Origin of the sequence: Nonomuraea turcica, assembly GCF_030718205.1 — a bacterium.
In the GTDB taxonomy this organism is placed as follows: Bacteria; Actinomycetota; Actinomycetes; order Streptosporangiales; family Streptosporangiaceae; genus Nonomuraea.
The window spans coordinates 244852-261550 of sequence record NZ_JAUZQF010000018.1 but is presented as its reverse complement, the minus strand read 5'-3'; the positions used below and the strand labels follow the sequence as shown (position 1 = coordinate 261550).

The window sequence follows — 16699 nt, the reverse complement described above, 5'->3', positions numbered from 1 at the left end:
CCCCTTTGACCTTGGTTTTCGCTCTGTCCGGTTCGGGCAAGAGTCGGACCAGGGGCATCGGGGGGTGTCATGGATTTCGCGTGGCCGCTGCTGCGGCAGCTGACCGGCAGAGACCGGTATGGGCGGGGACAGGCGGTGAAGTCCGCCCATACGGAGCGGCTGCGGGCGCGAACCGCCGACGCCGAGCGGGTGGTCAAGTCGGTGTGCCCCTACTGCGCGGTGGGCTGCGCCCAGAACGTGTACGTACGGGAGGGAAAGGTCGTCCAGATCGAGGGCGACCCGGACTCGCCGGTCAGCAGGGGACGGCTGTGCCCGAAGGGCGCGGCCAGCCTCCAGCTCACCACCGCGCCCGGCCGTCAGCGCAAGGCGCTCTACCGGCCGCCGGGCGCGCCGGACTGGCAGGAGATCGACCTGGACACGGCCATGGACATGGTGGCCGACCGGATCATCGCCACCCGGCGCGAGACCTGGGAGCAGGAGCGGGACGGCCGGCGCACCGCCCGCACCATGGGCATCGCGAGCCTCGGCGGCGCCACGCTGGACAACGAGGAGAACTACCTCATCAAGAAGCTGCTGACGGCGCTCGGCGTGGTGCAGATCGAGAACCAGGCACGAGTGTGCCACAGCTCGACCGTAGTGGGCCTGGGCACGTCGTTCGGGCGGGGCGGCGCCACCACGTTCATGCAGGACCTGCAGCACTCCGATTGCGTGGTCATCCAGGGCTCCAACTTCGCCGAGGCCCACCCGGTGGGCTTCCAGTGGGTGATGGAGGCCAAGGCGCGCGGCGCTGTGATCATCCACGTGGATCCGCGGTTCACCCGCACCAGTGCGCTGGCCGACCTGCACGTGCCCATCCGGGCCGGCTCCGACGTGGCCTTCCTCGGCGGGATCATCAACCACGTGCTGGAGAACGAGCTCTACTTCCGCGAGTACGTGGTCGACTACACCAACGCGGCCACCATCCTGCGCGAGGACTACCGCGACGCCGAGGACCTCGACGGCCTGTTCTCCGGATTCGACCCGGGCACCCACACCTACGATCACGGCACCTGGCAGTACGAGGGCATGGAGGTGGTCCCCGCGGCCGGCGCCAGGGACCAGGACTTCGAGCGGCGGGCGGGCCACGCGGAGGCGCACGGCGGACTCGGCGCGCCGATGGGCGGCACCCCGCAGCGCGACGAGACGCTGCGGCATCCGCGCTGCGTACTCAGCATCCTGCGCCGCCACTTCGCCCGCTACACGCCGGAGATGGTGGAGCAGACGTGCGGGGTGCCGCGCCGGCTGTTCGAGGAGGTGTGCCGGCACCTGACAGAGAACTCCGGGCCGGACAAGACGGCGGAGTTCGTCTACGCCGTGGGCTGGACGCAGCACAGCGACGGCTCCCAGTTCATCCGCACGGCGAGCATCCTGCAGCTGCTGCTGGGCAACATCGGCCGGCCGGGCGGCGGCATCCAGGCGCTGCGCGGGCACGCCAGCATCCAGGGCTCCAGCGACATCCCGACCCTGTTCAACCTGCTGCCGGGGTACATCCCGATGCCGTACGCGCACGAGCACGAGCGGCTGCGCGACTTCCTGCACGCCGACGCCCCGCCCAAGGGGTTCTGGGCCAACATGCCCGCCTACCTGGTGAGCCTGCTCAAGGCGTGGTGGGGTGAGGCGGCGCGGCCGGACAACGACTTCGCCTTCGGCCACCTGCCCAGGCTGACGGGGTCGCACAGCACGTACGACACGGTCCTGGCGCAGCTCGACGGCACCTGCAAGGGCTACATCCTGCTCGGCGAGAACCCGGCCGTCGGCTCGGCCAACGCCAGGATGCAGCGCCTCGGCATGGCGAACCTGGACTGGCTGGTGGTGCGCGACCTCAACCTGATCGAGAGCGCCACCTGGTGGAAGGACGGCCCGGAGCTCGAGACGGGCGAGCTGCGTACCGAGGACATCCGCACCGAGGTGTTCTTCCTGCCCGCCGCCGCGCACACCGAGAAGAGCGGCAGCTTCACCAACACCAACCGGCTGCTGCAGTGGCACCATCAGGCCGTCGAGCCTGAGGGGGACGCCCGCAGCGACCTGTGGTTCATGTACCACCTGGGGCGGATCATCCGGGAGAAGCTGGCCGACTCGGAGGACCCGATGGACCGGCCCGTGCTCGATCTCACCTGGGACTACCCGGTCGAGGGCGCGACGGCTGAGCCGGACGCGGAGGCGGTGCAGGCCGAGATCAACGGCCGGGACGCGCAGGGACGGCCGCTGTCGGGCTACGCCGAGCTGCGGGACGACGGCTCCACCGCGTGCGGCTGCTGGATCTACTGCGGCATGCGCGCCGACGGCGTCAACCAGGCCGCCCGCCGCAAACCCGCCGCCGAGCAGGACTGGATCGCCGCCGAATGGGCGTGGGCGTGGCCGGCCAACCGGCGCATCCTCTACAACCGGGCCTCGGCCAAGCCGGACGGCAGCCCGTGGAGCGAGCGCAAGAAGCTCGTCTGGTGGGACGGGAGCCGGTGGACCGGTTATGACGTGCCCGACTTCGAGGTGGACAAGAGCCCGGACTACCGGCCGCCGCCGGACGCGCGGGGGGCGGCGGCGCTGTCGGGCACCGACCCGTTCATCATGCAGGCCGACGGCAAGGGCTGGCTGTTCGCGCCCACCGGGGTGGTGGACGGGCCGCTGCCGGCGCATTACGAGCCGCAGGATTCGCCGGTGGCCAACCCCCTGTACGGGCACCAGCGCAACCCGGCCCGCAGGCTCTACCCGCACGAGGACAACCGGTATCACCCGAGCGGGGACGAGCCGGGCGCGTCGGTCTTCCCGTACGTGGTGACGACCTACCGGCTGACCGAGCATTTCACCGCGGGCGGCATGAGCCGGCACACTCCGTACCTGGCCGAGCTGCAGCCGGAGATGTTCTGCGAGGTGTCGCCCGAGCTGGCCGCCGAGCGGGACCTGGTGCACGGCGACTGGGCCACGATCATCACGGCCCGCAACGCCATCGAGGCCAGGGTGCTGGTCACCGACCGGATCGCGCCGCTGCACCTGAACGGGCGCACGCTGCACCAGATCGGGCTGCCGTTCCATTTCGGGCCGAACGGCCTGGCCAGGGGCGATGCGGCCAACGAGCTGTCGTCGATCTCGCTGGACCCCAACTCGCACATCCAGGAGGTCAAGGCGCTGTCGGCGGACATCCGGCCGGGGCGGCGGCCACGCGGCGCGGCGCTGCCCGAGCTCGTCCTGGCCTACCGGCAGCGGGCCGGCGTCACCGGCGACACCGGAATGGAGGCCTGAGCCATGGCCTTCGACCTGGACGAGGCGATCGGCGCCGGGCGGGTGGGGTTCTTCACCGACACCAGCGTCTGCATCGGCTGCAAGGCGTGCGAGGTGGCGTGCAAGGAGTGGAACGCCGTCCCCGAGGACGGGCTGGCCTTCACCGGCATGTCGTACGACAACACGGTGGGCCTCGGGGCCGACACCTGGCGGCACGTGGCGTTCATCGAGCAGCGGCGGCCGCTCGGCCACCAGGAGCCCGGGCTGAACGACCAGGACTTCCGCTGGCTCATGGCCTCCGACGTGTGCAAGCACTGCACACACGCCGCCTGCCTGGACGTGTGCCCGACGGGGTCGTTGTTCCGCACCGAGCACGGGACGGTGGTGGTGCAGGAGGACGTGTGCAACGGCTGCGGCTACTGCGTGCCGGCCTGCCCGTTCGGGGTGATCGGCAAGCGGGAGCGCGAGCACGGCGGCACGGCGGCCAAGTGCACCATGTGCTACGACCGGCTGGGGTCGGGGCAGGAGCCGGCCTGCGCCAAGACGTGCCCCACGGACTCCATCCAGTTCGGCGACCTGGAGGAGTTGCGTGAGCGGGCGGAGCGGCGGCTGGAGCAGGTGCGTGGGGCCGGGGTCACCTCGGCGCGGCTGTACGGCCACGACACCGGTGACGGCGTGGGCGGCATGGGGGCGTTCTTCCTGCTGCTCGACGAGCCCGAGGTGTACGGCCTGCCACCCGACCCGGTGGTGACCACCAGGGACCTGCCGTCGATGTGGCGCCACGCCGGCGCCGCGGCCCTCGCCCTGCTGGCGGGAATGGCCGCCGCGGCCCTGCTACGGCGGCCGGCCGGCGCGGAGGCGGTGAGCTCAGCCCTCTTGGGCTCGGCGGCCCCAGGACGGAGGAGATCATGAGCCAGACCGACGTGCGGTTGGACGGCTCGGCCGAGGTGCGGACCGAACGTGAGGCCACGCCGGGGTCCGCGGGCCCCAGGCCGCTGCGCCCCGCGATGGCCCAGCCGCAAGCAGGCTCCTACTACGGCCTGCCGGTGCTGAACGAGCCGACGTGGCAGGCCCCCGACATCGCCGGATACCTGTTCCTCGGCGGCCTGGCCGGGGCCTCGTCCACGCTGGCCGCCGCCGCCGAGCTGACCGGCCGGCCGCGCCTGGCCAGGGCGGCCAAGACCGGGGCGCTGTGCGCGCTCGGCGGGTCGCTCTACTCGCTGATCCACGACCTCGGCCGCCCCGAGCGGTTCGTCAACATGCTGCGCGTGTTCAAGGTGACCTCGCCGATGAGCGTCGGCACGTGGCTGCTGACCGCGTACGGCCCGCCGGCCGGCTGCGCGGCCGTCACCGCCCTGACGGGGCGTCTCCCCCGGCTGGGCCGGGCCGCCACGATCGGAGCCGGGCTGGCCGGGCCCGCGGTGGCCACCTACACGGCCGCGCTGATCTGCGACACCGCCGTGCCCGTCTGGCACGAGGGCTACCGGGAGATGCCGTTCCTGTTCGCCGGCTCGGCCGCCGCGGCGGCGGGCGGGCTCGGCATGCTGGCCGCGCCCGTGGCCGAGGCGGGTCCGGCCCGGCGGGTGGCGCTCCTGGGCGCCGCCGCCGGATGCGCCGCCGCTCTCCGGATGGAGCGGCGGCTCGGGCCGCAGGCCGTGCCGCTCAAGCGCAGCAGGCTGCTGCGCGCGGGCGAGGCGCTGACGCTGGCCGGTGCGCTGGCCGGGATCGCCTTCGGCCGGCGCAGCAGGATCGCGGCCGTCGCGGCGGGGGCGGCGCTGCTGGCGGGATCGGCCTGCACCCGATTCGGGATCTTCCACGCAGGAACGGAGTCGGCGAACGACCCGGCGTACACCGTCCAGCCGCAGCGCAAGCGGCTGGCGAGAGCGAGAGCGGAGCGTGATCTCCAATGAACCGTAAGATCGTCGAGTATCTGCCCTTCCTGGGCTTCGTGATGGTCATCTGCACGGCATCGTGGCTGGCCGGTCGTGCCCTGCCGGAGCCGGCCCGGGTACGCCGGTAGGGCGGGGGGACGTACGATCAGCCAATGACCGAAAAGACCGAAACGACGCCCAGTTGGCTGTCGCCGGAAGAGCTTGAGTCCGTCCGCGGCCAGCTGCCGATCCTCTACGTCGACGCGGTGCCGGTGCGCGTCGACGACACCGGCGTGGTCACCCGCGTCGGCCTGCTGCTGCGCATCGCGTCGGATGGAACGGTCAGCCGGGCGCTCGTCTCGGGCCGGGTGCTGTACTACGAGCGGGTCCGCGACGCGCTCCTGCGTCACCTGGAGAAGGACCTCGGCCCGGTGGCGCTCCCGCACATCCCGGCGTCTCCGCAGCCGTTCACGGTCGCCGAGTATTTCCCGACGCCGGGCGTCACCCAGTACCACGATCCGCGTCAGCACGCCGTGTCCCTGGCCTACATCGTGCCCGTCGCGGGCGACTGCCGGCCCCGGCAGGACGCGCTGGACCTGGTGTGGTTCACGCCCGAGGAGGCGGCCTCGCCGATGGTGCAGCAGGAGATGCCCGGCGGGCAGGGGGTGCTGCTGAAGCAGGCCCTCGCACACGTGGGCTGTCTCCCCTGAGACCGGGTGAGGGCTCAGGGGGTGACGACGTCGGCGGGGAAGGCGCTCCTGCGGTGCACCTTGCGGAACAGGTGCGAGCGGCCGCCTGACTCGAAGTCGGCGAGGGCGACGACGCGGCTGCGGCTCCCCGCGGGCAGCGGGAAGCCGACCGCGATCGACATCCCCGGGTCCACCCGCGCCACCGTGTGCGCGCGGACCCGGCGCGGCCCGTCGAGCCCCAGCTTGACCTCGTTCCACGGCACGGTGGAGCCGTTGTGCAGGGTCACGACGACCTCGTTGCCGACGATCTCCGTCTTCAGCCCGTACGGGATCCGCGGGTCGGGTCCGATCGACGCATCCAGCGCGGTCATCAGCTCGTCGGTCAGGTCGGGCCGCGCCGCAGCGAGGTCGCGCTGCTCCCCGGGGTCGGCGGCCAGGTCGTACAGCTCGATCCGGCCCTCCAGCCCGGCGCCGCCGATGTTGGGGGCGAGCCTGACGGCCTTCCACCGGCCGCGGCGGATGGCCTGGGCCTTGCGCGGCCGGTTCCACACCAGGTGCTGGTGCTTGGGCGCGCCCGCGCCGGTGAGCAGGCCGCGGAAGGAGAGCCCGTCCAGGTTCGCCGGCACCGGCACCTCGGCCAGGTCCGCCAGCGTCGGCAGCACGTCCCAGGAGGCCACCGGCTGCTTGACCACGCGCGGCCGCAGCCGCGGCGACCAGGCGATCATCGGCACGCGGATGCCGCCCTCGTACACCTCGCGCTTGTCACCGCGGAACGGTCCGTTGGAGTTGAACAGCGCGGGCGTCACGCCCTTCTCCCGGTGCGGGCCGTTGTCGCTGGTGAACAGCACGAGCGTGCGCTCGGCCACGCCCGTCTCGCGTAACGCGCGCAGCAGCGCCGCGACATCGGTGTCGAGCCTGGCCACCTGCGCCGCGTGACGGCGGTTGGGACCGCTCCACGGCATGTCCTCGTACGGCCCGGCGTCGCCGGCGATCACGCTCGGCGAGTGCGGCAGAGTGCTGGCGAAGTAGAGCAGGAACGGGTCCTCGCCGCCCTGCCGGATGAACTCGACCGCCTGCTCGCGGAACAGGTGCGGCGCGTACGACGTGCCGTCCAGCTGCACCTTGGCCCCGTTGTGCCACAGGTACTTGGGGAAGTACTGGTGGGCGTGGCGGTGGCCGATGTAGCCGAAGAACTCGTCGAACCCGCGCATGTTCGGGTGCGAGACCTGACCGGCCAGCTCGGGCCCGAAGCCCCACTTGCCGATGCAGGCCGTCCGGTAGCCGGACAGCTGCAGGACCTCGGCGAAGGTGACGTCGGCGTCGGTGAGCGCGAGTTGCGGCCCGCCCTCGGGGTTCTCGCGTACAGTGCCGTGCCCGGCGTGCAGCCCGGTGAGCAGGGCGCAGCGTGAGGGGGCGCACAGCGGCGCCCCCGAGTACGCGGCCTCGAACCTGACGCCCTCGGCCGCCATCCGGTCCAGGTTCGGCGTCCTGATCAGGCGCTGGCCCTGCACTCCTATCTCGCCCCAGCCAAGGTCGTCGGCCAGGACGACGACAATGTTGGGACGCGACGGCAGGCCGTCAGGGTCGGCGGCCGATGCGGCGGACGGCACGGCGAGACTGGCGAGGGTTCCGGCGAGTAACGCGCGGCGCGAGGGCCCGTTGATCACGACGGGCACCATATCGAAGCCCAAGGCGAACGGCGGGCAAATGGCGCACGAAACTCTGTCACAGACCTGAAACGGTTACCGTGCGGACTGGTTCTGGTCAGGAGAGGTACTCCCACTTCCGGCAGATCTCGTGCAGGGCCTCCGGCACCTCGTCAGGAGTCGGCAGCGGCCGCCCGGCGACGACGGTGCCGGTGCGAATCTTGTCCCGCCAGTCGCCGATGCCCTTGACGAAGCCGCCGTGGTCCTTGTTGCCGTAGGTGAGCATGCCCGGCTCCCATTCGAGGCCGAGGAACAGGCAGAGCCGGCGCAGCTCGGCCTCCGGGTCGGCGACCAGGTCCTCGTAGCGCATGGTCAGCCCGTCGAGGTGGGTCCGGGCCTCCTCCAGGTACGTCATGTAGCTCATCGTGCGCGGCACGGCCTCCTCCATGGGCCGCTTCTCGGGATCGGCCTCATGCCAGGACTGCACGATGGACATCGGGTGGCGCAGCAGGAAGATGAAACGCGCGTCCGGCCAGCAGGTCGCCAGGCGCCGCCAGACGAACACGTTGCTCGGCGTCTTCTCCACCAGGACCGGCTTGCCGCTGCGGGTCAGCTCCCGGTGCAGCATGCGGTCCCAGACGATGTGCTCGATGTCGCTGTGCGTGTGGCCGAGCGCCTCCATCGCCTGCCGTACGGGGTCGGTGCCGAGGCCGATGGTGATCCGCCGGAAGTGCGTCTCGATCGGGGAGTGCACCTGCGAATGGCTGTTGAGCATGACCCGCAGCAGCGTGGAGCCCGACCGCACGGACGACAGCAGGAAGGCCGGCTCGCGCAGCAGCCGGTCGTGCACCGGGTCGACGGGCGGGCGCACCGTGTCACCCGGGAGCCGCTGCAACTCCAGCGGGGGCTTCGGTGGAGGCGGCTTGGGCGGCTCCTTGCGCAGCCGCCGCGTCAAGGTGTATCCCGTCAGGCCCTCAAGCGTCGCGTTGGCCCGGTACTTCCAGCTCATGGCCCTACAAGGTAGAGATATCCAGTGAACCCCAGGTGAATCCGGTCTGTGAACATGCTGCGAGGAACCTAGGCCCGCTTGACCACGCGGCCGTGCACGACCGCGTACGTGGCCCGCAGCGCCTCCATCGACTCGTCGTAGGAGGCCTGCGCGACCCCCGTGAACAGGCAGTCGACCACCATGAGCTGGGCGATGCGGCTGCCCAGGGCACCGGAGCGGAACTGGGTCTCCCGCGCGGCCGTGGTGAGCGTCACGTCGGCCGCGCGGGCCAGCGGCGAGTCCAGGAAGTTCGTGATCGCGACCGTGGCGGCCCCCGAATTGCGCGCGATCGACAGGAACTCGACCGTGTCCACGGTGGCGCCGGTGTGCGAGACCGCCACCGCGACGCAGGTGCCGTCGAGCGTGGCGGCCGAGGTCCAGGCCGAGTGCGGGTCGTGCCAGTTGATCGCGGTGCGCCCGATGCGGGACAACTTCTGCTGCAGGTCGAGCCCGACGAGCGCGCTCGCGCCCACGCCGAACGTGTCGATCCTGCGGGCGGCTCCCAGCAGCGCCACCGCCTCGGCCAGGGCCTTCATGTCCAGCGAACGGGCGGTGTCGGCGATGGACAACGTCTCGTTCATCGCCACCTTGGAGACGATGCCCTCCAGGCTGTCGTGGCGGTCGATGTCGCCGGACGCCTCCGGCAGGCTCGACGTGGCGAGCTCCTCCCTGGCCACCGCCCGGGTCAGGTCGATCCTGAAGTCCTGGTAGCGGGCGTACCCCATGCGCCGGTAGAAGCGCACCACCGACGTCGTGGAGGTGGCGCAGCGGGCGGCCAGGTCGGCGATGGACAGGTTCGCCGCCGCGGCCGGTTCCCCGGCGAACGCCTCCGCGATGCGCCGCTCGGACGGCCGCAGGGCGGGCATGGCGGCGCGGATGCGGATCAGCAAGGTGCCGTCGTCCTCGGCCATCGTCATCCATCCTGGGAGGGAAAAGAAAATACCCCAGTGGTAAGGTCTGCGTAATTTTATGACCTACTGCCTGAGGAGGCCACATGCCCCGTGGCGCGTTCTCCACGGTCGCCCTCACGGCGGCGCTGTCCATCGCCCTCACCAGCTGTTCATCCTCCTCCGGGCCCGGCACCGGCACCAGCACAGGCACGGGCGCCGCCAAGGGTCTCGTGGTCGGCGTCACCTCCGACCCGGACACGCTCTTCCCCTGGAAGGCCACCCAGTTCCAGGCCGTCAACGTGCTGCAGAACCTGTACGGGACGCTCACGGAGTTCGACAAGGACCTCAACGTGGTGCCCGGGCTGGCCGAGTCGTGGGAGACCTCCGAGGACGGCAAGACGCTCACGCTCAAGCTCCGGCAGGGCGTCACCTTCGCCGACGGCAGCGCGTTCGACTCCAAGGACGCCAAGCACTCCCTCGACAAGATCATGGACGAGGCCACGGCGGCGGTCGCCATGGCGTCGTTGTCGTCGGTGAAGTCGGTCGAGGCGCCCGACCCGGCCACGGTGGTGCTGAGCCTGACCGGGCCCGACGCCGCGCTGCCCGCCAACCTGGCCACGGTCAACATGGCGATGCTGTCCTCCGACGACACCGAGGAGAAGCTCAACGCCACCCCCAACGGCACCGGGCCGTTCACGCTGAGCAAGCGCGTGCCCAGCCAGTCGATCACCCTCGCCAGGAACGACACGTACTGGGGCAGTGAGAAGCCGAAGGTCCCCACGGTCGAGTTCCGGGTGATCCCCGACGAGTCGTCCATCGTCTCGGCGATGCAGTCGGGCAACGTGCAGCTGGCGGTCTTCAACGACCCGCTGGTCGCTCAGACCGCCGAGGGCGGCGGCACGATCACGGTCGCCAAGACGCCGCAGCTCAGCTACCACGTGCTCCAGCTCAACGCGCGCAAGGGCGACCTGAAGGACGTCAACGTGCGCCTGGCCGTCCAGTGCGCGATCGACCGCAAGCAGGTGCTCGACACCGCCGCGCTCGGCGAGGGCGAGGTGACCGGGCCTATCACGGCCACCGCGTTCAAGTCGGACCCGAACAAGCGTCCCTGCCCCAGCCGCGACCTCGCCAAGGCCGCCGACTACCTGAGCAAGGCCGGCAAGTCAGGCGGGGTGACCGTCAAGGCCATCGTCTCCCAGGGCGAGTACGCGACGTCCGTCAACGAGGCGCAGAACCTCAAGGCCCAGCTCGCCGAGGCCAAGATCAACCTGGAGCTGGAGGTGCTGGAGTCGGGGGCGTTCGTGGACCGCTGGGTGGCCGCCGACTTCGACGCGGCCGTCGCGCTGAACGGCGGCCGCCCCGACCCCGACGGCTCCTACGGGCGCTACTTCACCAGCAAGGGCAACCTCAACAAGGTCGCCGGCTACAGCTCCCCCGAGCTGGACCGGCTGTTCGCCGAGGGCAAGGCCACCACCGACCAGGCCGCCCGCAAGGCGATCTACGACCAGGTCGCCGCCCATCTGGAGGACAACGCCGCCTGGATCTGGCTGTTCTCCGGCTTCACCTACACGGCGACGACCGCGGGCGTGCAGGGCTTCACGCCCATGGCCAACGGCTCGCTGCAGTATCTGCGCACCACGTCCGCCGGCTGATGCGCTCTCTCGTACGCAACCGCGTCGTCCGGCGCGTGGCGGGCACGCTCGGCACCCTGTTCGGGGTGGCCGTGTTCGTGTTCGTCATGCTCCGGGCGATTCCCGGCGACCAGATCACGGCGGGGCTCGGCACCGAGGCCGCCGCGCTCACCCCTGCCCAGCGGGCGGCGCTCGAGCGTTACTACGGCCTCGACCAGCCGCTGGTCACGCAGTTCTTCTCGTGGCTGGGCAACATGGTCACGGGGAACTTGGGCTACTCGGCGCGTAACCAGCAGAGCGTGCTCGACCTGACGTCGCAGTCGCTGCCGGTGACGTTCGAGCTGGCGGTGCTGTCGATCGTGCTGGCACTGCTGATCGGCGTGCCGCTCGGCATGCTGTCGGCGTCGAAGGCCGGCGCCCCGCGGGACGCCGTGGGGCAGGCGGTGAGCCTGGCGGGTCTGTCGATCCCGGCGTTCCTGCTGGCCACGACGCTGCTGTCGATCTTCGCGGCGTCGTTCGGGTTCAACCCCAACGGGCAGGGCTTCGCGACGCTGCTGCAGGATCCGCTCCTCAACCTGCAGCAGATGGTGCTGCCCGCGCTCGTGCTCGGCTTCGGGATCGCGGCCCCGATCCTGCGCACCACGCGGGCGGCGGTGCTGGAGGTGCGCTCGCACGACTTCGTGCGCACCGCCCGCGCCAAGGGGGTGCCGGAGCGGCTGCTGCAGGTCAGGCACGTGCTCGGCAACGCGCTCGTGCCGATCGTGACGATGACCGGCCTGCAGTTCGGCTACCTGCTCGGCGGCGCGGTCGTGGTCGAGCAGATCTTCTCGGTGCCGGGCATCGGCCGGCAGGTGCTGCTGGGCATCCAGCAGAAGGAGTACGCGGTGGTGCAGAGCACGGTGCTGGTGATCGCGCTGGCGTTCGTGCTGGTCAATCTGCTGACCGACGTGCTCTACCGGATCATCGACCCGCGGGTGAGGGCGTCGTGACGGCTCTGCGCAGGAGTCCCGCCGCGCTGGCGGGCTCGGTCATCCTCGTGGTGCTGGCCGGGGTGGCGGTGCTGGCGTACTTCGGGCTGTTGCCGTACGACCCGATCGCGCAGAACCCGCCGGCGCGGTTCCAGTCGCCGTCGGGCGCGCACCTGTTCGGCACCGACCAGTTCGGCAGGGACGTGTTCTCGCGGGTGGCGGCCGGGGTGGGGAACTCGGCGCTCATCGCGGTCGTGGCGGTGACATTCGCGACCGTGATCGGCACGCTCGGCGGGCTCGTGTCGGGTTTCTACCGCGGCTGGGCCGACGGGGCGATCGGCGGGGTGACGAACGTGCTGTTCGCGTTCCCGCCGCTGCTGCTGGCGTTGTCGCTGGCCGCGGTGCTGGACCGCAACTGGTTCACGATCGCCGTGGCGATCGCCATCGTGTACGTGCCCATCTTCATCCGCGTCACCCGCGGCCCGGTGCTGTCGCTCAGGGAGATCGAGTACGTGAAGGCGGCGGTCGCCACGGGCCTGAGCCGCGCGCAGATCATGGTGCGGCACGTGCTGCCGAACATCACCTCGATCATCGTGGTCCAGGTGGCGCTGTCGCTGTCGTGGGCGGTGCTGACGGAGGCGTCGCTGAGTTTCCTGGGCCTGGGCACGCCGCCGCCGGCCCCGTCGCTCGGCTCGATGATCTTCGAGGCGCGCAGCCTGGTGTTCGTGGCCCCGTGGACGCTGATCGCGCCGGGCGCGGTCGTCGTGCTGCTCGTGGTGGGGTTGAATCTGCTGGGTGACGGCCTGCGTGACACGCTTGACCCGCGTAATCGAGGAAGGCTCTGATGAGGGTTCTCGGGATGATCTCCGGCACCTCGCACGACGGGATCGACGTGGCCGTCGTCGATTTCTCGCGTGCTGGTGAGGTGCTGGAGGGCCGGGTGGGGCACACGGCGAGCACGCCGTACACCGGCGAGCTGCGGGCCCGGCTGATCGCGGCGCTGCCGCCGGCCAGGACGACGCTGGCGGAGGTGTGCGTGCTGGACACGCTCATCGGGCAGAGCTTCGCCGCGGCCGCCGCCGAGGCGATCGAGCGGGGCGGTCCCGTCGATCTGATCGTGTCGCACGGGCAGACGGTGTTCCACTGGGTGGAGGGTTCGCAGGCGCGGGGCACGCTGCAGATCGGGCAGCCCGCGTGGATCGCCGAGCGAACCGGCGTTCCCGTGCTGTCGGATGTGCGCATCCGCGACATCACGGCGGGCGGGCATGGGGCTCCGCTGGTGTCGGTGCTCGACGGGCTGCTGCTGGGCGGGCAGCCCGGCGGGGCCGGGGCGCTCAACCTGGGCGGCATCGCGAACATGACCGTGGTGCGCGGGGGCGAGCTGTTCGCCTACGACATCGGCCCGGCGAACGCGCTGATCGACGCCGTGGTGACGAGCCGGCGGCTGAACAGCCGGGGGTTCGACGAGGACGGCGCGATCGCGGCGTCGGGGCGCGTAGACGCTCGGCTGCTGGAGGTGCTGCTCGACGAGCCCTACTACCGGCTGCCCGCCCCCAAGAGCACCGGCAAGGAGCTGTTCCACCTGGGATATGTGGAGGCCGCGCTGGCCAGAGCGGGTCTGCGGGCCGGCGGCGCCGGCTCGGCGGCGACCGGCGCCGCCGGCGACCGGGATCCCGCGGCGACCGGCACGATCGGAGACGCGGATCTGGTGGCGACGCTGACCGAGCTGACCGTGCGCACCGTCGCCGACGACGTGCGTGCCGCCGGCGTCAGCGCCCTGGTCGTCTCGGGCGGCGGATGCCGCAACCCCGTCATCATGCGCGGGCTGCGCGCGGCGCTGCCCGGCGTGGAGGTGGCGCCGTCCGATGCGTTCGGCGCGCCCGCCGACGACAAGGAGGCCATCGCGTTCGCCCTGATCGGCTGGCTGACCGCGCACGGTCTGCCCGGCACGGTGCCCGGCGGGACGGGCGCGCGGGCCGCCCGCGTCCTCGGCACGCTGACGCCGGGCGCGGGCCCGCTTGTCCTGCCCGCCCCGATGGCGGAGCCGCCGCGTTCGCTGGTGCTGACCCGATGAGCCCGGACGAGCCCCCCGGCCTGGTCATGGCCGCGCGCACGCCCTGGTTCGAGCTGACCGAGTGCACCGGGCACCGGACCGTGCGCGTGGAGGGCGGCGAGCTCTCGGGCGAGGCGCCCATGACCCTGGACACCTACCACGACCTGGCCTCCGTCACGAAGATCGTGGCGACCACGACGGCGCTCATGCGCCTGGTGTCGGAGCGGCTGGTGGACCTGGACGCGCCGCTGAGCGCATACCTGCCGCGGTCGTACGAGGCGATCACCGTGCGGGAGCTGCTCCTGCACCGGGGCGGGTTGTGGGAATGGTGGCCGCTCTACATCCAGGCGCAGCCACCGCCGCCGCGTTACCGGCCCGGCCGCGCGCGGCACTACTCCGACCTCGGCTTCATCCTGCTCGGCCGGATCGTCACGGCCGCGACGGGGCTGCGGCTGGACCGGGCGGTGGCCGAGCTGGTCACCCGGCCGCTCGGCCTCACCCAGACCACGTACGCCCGCCCCACGGGCACCGAGGTGGCCATGGGCGCCCTGGACGACCGGGTCGAGATGACCATGCTCGACACCGGAAGGCCGTACCCGGTCCCGTACCGCAGCACCGACTTCACCCGCTGGCGGCGCCAGCCCGTGCTCGGCCAGGTGGCCGACGGCAACGCCTACCACGCGCTCGACGGGGTCGCCGGGCACGCCGGGCTGTTCTCGACCGTGCCCGACCTGCTCAAATACTGCGCCGCGCTGTCCCGGTACGAGGAGCACGACCGGCTGTGGCGGCCCGAGGTCGCCCGGGAGTTCTTCGCCCCTGGGCCGGACCCTGAGCAGGCGCTCGGCTTCCGCCGCTACTCCCTGGACCTGGCGGGCGAGACGGTCACGGTGCTCGGCCACCCCGGCTACGTGGGCTGCGCGATCGGCTTCGTGCCCGGCCGGGACGTCTCCCTGGTCGTGGCGAGCAACCGCCTGCTCGTCGCGGGCGCCCCGACGCCGGCCGAGGACCTCTGGCACCGCCTGCTGCAGGCCACCACGCAACGATCGAGGACCGCATGAGTAGCCCGCTCCTGGAGATCCGCGACCTGTCGGTCGCCTTCCGCACCCGCAGGCAGGACGTCACCGTCGTCAAGAACGTCTCCATGGAGATCATGCCGGGCCAGACGGTCGCGGTGGTCGGCGAGTCGGGATCGGGCAAGTCCACCACGGCCGCCGCGGTCAACCGGCTGCTGCCGGACAACGGCCGCATCACCTCGGGCCGGGTCGTGTTCGAGGGACGCGACCTGGCGACGGCGAGCGAGCGGGAGATGACCGCGATCCGCGGCGCCGGCATCGGCCTGGTCCCGCAGGACCCCATGTCCAACCTCAATCCGCTGCTGCGCATCGGTGACCAGATCGCCGAGGCCCTGGAGGTGCACGGCGTGGCCGCCGGGAAGGCGGCGCGGGCACGCGTGCTGGAGCTGCTGGACATGGTGGGCATCCCCGACCCGGCGCGGCGGATCGGGCAGTACCCGCACGAGTTCTCCGGCGGGATGCGGCAGCGGGCGCTGATCGCCATGGGGCTGGCCTGCCGGCCGCGGCTGCTCATCGCCGACGAGCCGACGTCGGCGCTGGACGTGACCGTGCAGCGGCGCATCCTCGACCAGCTCGGGCGGCTCACCGCGGACATGGGCACGGCCGTGTTTCTCATCACGCACGACCTGGCGCTGGCGGCCGAGCGGGCCGATGTCGTGGCCGTCATGTACCAGGGTGAGATCGTCGAGACCGGGCCGGCGGCGCGGATCCTGGCCGAGCCGGAGCACGACTACACCAAGCGGCTGCTGCGAGCCGTGCCGAGCCTGTCGTCGGTGCGGGTGGCCCGTCCGGAGACGGCGGCGGAGGACCTGGTGGTGGTCGACGGCCTGCGCAAGGTGTTCCCGATCAGGGGCACGGGTGAGGAGCTGACCGCGGTGGACGCGGTCTCGTTCACCATCCCGAAGGGCCGTACCGTGTCGATCGTGGGCGAGTCGGGCTCCGGCAAGTCGACGACCGCGAACCTGCTGCTCGGGCTGGACGACGCCACCGCGGGCAGCATCCGCTTCGACGGCACGGACCTGGCCGGGCTCGGGCGGCGTGAGTTGTTCGCGTTCCGCCGGCGGGTGCAGCCGGTGTTCCAGAACCCGTACGCCTCGCTCGACCCCCGCTACACCGTCGAGAAGTCGATCACCGAGCCGCTGCGCGTGCACGGCGTCGGCACGGCGGCAGAACGCCGCCAGAGCGCCGCCGAGCTGCTGGAGAAGGTGGCGTTGCCGGCCTCGCTCGGCGAGCGGCTGCCGCACGAGTTGTCCGGCGGCCAGCGCCAGCGCGTGGCCATCGCGCGGGCGCTGGCGCTCTCGCCGGAGCTGGTCGTGCTCGACGAGGCCGTCTCGGCGCTCGACGTGATCGTCCAGGCGCAGATCCTGGAGCTGCTCGCCGAGCTGCAGCGGGAGCTGGGGCTGAGCTACCTGTTCATCAGCCACGACCTGGCCGTGGTACGGATGATCTCCGATGCGGTGCACGTGATGCGCGACGGGCGGATCGTGGAGAGCGGCACGACCGACGAGATCTTCGACCGTCCCGCCGACGACTACACCCGGGAGCTGCTGGCCGCGATCCCGGGCAGGCCCTGAC

General features: G+C 71.7%; 13 protein-coding genes. 10 read left to right on the top strand and 3 right to left on the bottom strand.

The window, feature by feature from the left end:
- Positions 1–69: 69 nt before the first annotated feature.
- The 4 genes from fdh to Q9G87_RS39665 all read left to right on the top strand — a co-directional run bounded on the left by fdh (position 70) and on the right by Q9G87_RS39665 (position 5836).
- On the top strand, positions 70–3276 hold the full coding sequence (fdh, locus tag Q9G87_RS39680; RefSeq protein ID WP_305921729.1) for a formate dehydrogenase: 3207 nt from the start codon (positions 70–72) through the stop codon (positions 3274–3276).
- A 3-nt stretch (positions 3277–3279) separates the two neighbouring features.
- A complete protein-coding gene (locus tag Q9G87_RS39675) occupies positions 3280–4167 on the top strand; it encodes a 4Fe-4S dicluster domain-containing protein (RefSeq protein ID WP_305921728.1) in 888 nt (295 codons plus the stop codon).
- A complete protein-coding gene (gene nrfD, locus Q9G87_RS39670; protein WP_305921727.1) occupies positions 4164–5165 on the top strand; it encodes an NrfD/PsrC family molybdoenzyme membrane anchor subunit in 1002 nt (333 codons plus the stop codon). The genes Q9G87_RS39675 and nrfD overlap by 4 nt, the downstream gene beginning before the upstream one ends.
- A gap of 134 nt (positions 5166–5299) precedes the next feature.
- Entirely contained in the window at positions 5300–5836 is a 537-nt protein-coding gene (locus Q9G87_RS39665; RefSeq protein WP_305921726.1) for an NUDIX hydrolase family protein, read from the top strand.
- Positions 5837–5850: 14 nt separating this feature from the next.
- Here Q9G87_RS39665 and Q9G87_RS39660 read toward each other — a convergent pair whose 3' ends face one another.
- The 3 genes from Q9G87_RS39660 to Q9G87_RS39650 all read right to left on the bottom strand — a co-directional run bounded on the left by Q9G87_RS39660 (position 5851) and on the right by Q9G87_RS39650 (position 9426).
- Positions 5851–7482, bottom strand: a complete 1632-nt coding sequence (locus Q9G87_RS39660; RefSeq protein WP_305921725.1) for an arylsulfatase — start codon at positions 7480–7482, stop codon at positions 5851–5853.
- A gap of 97 nt (positions 7483–7579) precedes the next feature.
- Positions 7580–8470, bottom strand: a complete 891-nt coding sequence (locus Q9G87_RS39655) for a sulfotransferase (RefSeq protein WP_305921724.1) — start codon at positions 8468–8470, stop codon at positions 7580–7582.
- A 68-nt stretch (positions 8471–8538) separates the two neighbouring features.
- Positions 8539–9426, bottom strand: a complete 888-nt coding sequence (locus Q9G87_RS39650; RefSeq protein ID WP_305921723.1) for a MurR/RpiR family transcriptional regulator — start codon at positions 9424–9426, stop codon at positions 8539–8541.
- 77 nt (positions 9427–9503) lie between these two features.
- Between Q9G87_RS39650 and Q9G87_RS39645 the strand changes: the two genes are divergently transcribed.
- The 6 genes from Q9G87_RS39645 to Q9G87_RS39620 are packed head-to-tail and all read left to right on the top strand — an operon-like array spanning position 9504 to position 16698.
- Entirely contained in the window at positions 9504–11051 is a 1548-nt protein-coding gene (locus tag Q9G87_RS39645; RefSeq protein ID WP_305921722.1) for an ABC transporter substrate-binding protein, read from the top strand.
- A complete protein-coding gene (locus tag Q9G87_RS39640; RefSeq protein ID WP_305921721.1) occupies positions 11051–12019 on the top strand; it encodes an ABC transporter permease in 969 nt (322 codons plus the stop codon). The genes Q9G87_RS39645 and Q9G87_RS39640 overlap by 1 nt, the downstream gene beginning before the upstream one ends.
- Positions 12016–12843: an ABC transporter permease gene (locus tag Q9G87_RS39635; protein WP_305921720.1), complete on the top strand. Its 828-nt coding sequence runs from the start codon at positions 12016–12018 to the stop codon at positions 12841–12843. Before Q9G87_RS39640 ends, Q9G87_RS39635 begins: the two co-directional genes overlap by 4 nt.
- Positions 12843–14072, top strand: coding sequence for an anhydro-N-acetylmuramic acid kinase (locus Q9G87_RS39630; RefSeq protein ID WP_305921719.1), 1230 nt, complete (start codon positions 12843–12845; stop codon positions 14070–14072). The genes Q9G87_RS39635 and Q9G87_RS39630 overlap by 1 nt, the downstream gene beginning before the upstream one ends.
- Positions 14069–15109 (top strand): serine hydrolase domain-containing protein, encoded by a 1041-nt coding sequence (locus Q9G87_RS39625; RefSeq protein WP_305921718.1) that lies wholly within the window; start codon positions 14069–14071, stop codon positions 15107–15109. The genes Q9G87_RS39630 and Q9G87_RS39625 overlap by 4 nt, the downstream gene beginning before the upstream one ends.
- Positions 15106–16698 (top strand): ABC transporter ATP-binding protein, encoded by a 1593-nt coding sequence (locus Q9G87_RS39620; RefSeq protein ID WP_305921717.1) that lies wholly within the window; start codon positions 15106–15108, stop codon positions 16696–16698. The genes Q9G87_RS39625 and Q9G87_RS39620 overlap by 4 nt, the downstream gene beginning before the upstream one ends.
- The last annotated feature ends 1 nt before the right edge of the window (position 16699 follow it).